Origin of the sequence: Bartonella sp. AA2SXKL (assembly GCF_042197205.1) — a bacterium.
In the GTDB taxonomy this organism is placed as follows: Bacteria; Pseudomonadota; Alphaproteobacteria; order Rhizobiales; family Rhizobiaceae; genus Bartonella.
The window spans coordinates 1-710 of sequence record NZ_JBHIRN010000149.1; the positions used below are offsets into that span (position 1 = coordinate 1).

Genomic DNA, 710 nt, shown 5'->3' on the forward strand with positions numbered 1-710 from the left:
TGATTGGCGATATCAATTTGAACAACAATCCTATACGTTCAACAAGTGCTGAAAAATTGTCAGAGTCCAGTACAGTTTCTACATTTTCTGAGAAGCTTGTTCCACTTGAATCCATTTTGTGTAATCCACATAATCCGCGGCGCCATTTTACTGAAGAAGAACTTGATAATTTGGCTCAATCAATTCGTCAACACGGTATTGTTCAACCTATTATTGTAAGACCTTCACGCAATCATCCACATTGTTTTGAATTGATTGCTGGTGAACGGCGATGGCGTGCTGCTCAACGTGTTCATTTAAGTCAATTGCCGGTTATTGTTCGCGATGTAGATAATAAAACGGCTTTAGAATTGGCAATTATTGAAAATGTTCAACGTGCTGATCTTAATCCTATTGAAGAAGCAATGGGATATGAAATTTTGCTGAATGAACATGGCTATACGCAAGCAGATTTAGCACAAGTGATTGGAAAAAGTCGAAGTCATGTTGCAAATACGCTTCGTTTGTTGAAATTGCCATCAAAGGTACAAAAATTTTTAACTGATGGACAACTTTCTGCTGGTCATGCACGCTGTCTTATAACTGTTGATAATCCATTGGACTTGGCAGAAAAAATTATTCGTGAAGGTCTCTCTGTACGCCAAACAGAAATATTAGTCTATGAGCAGGCAAATCCTAAGGTCAAAAAACGCACTTCTCTGGAAAAAGAT

General features: G+C 37.9%; 1 protein-coding gene. It reads left to right on the forward strand.

Annotated elements, in window-relative coordinates; translation table 11 throughout:
* Positions 1-2: 2 nt before the first annotated feature.
* The coding region (locus tag ACFINS_RS10360) for a ParB/RepB/Spo0J family partition protein (protein ID WP_375706222.1) at positions 3-710 on the forward strand (708 nt) is incomplete at its 3' end.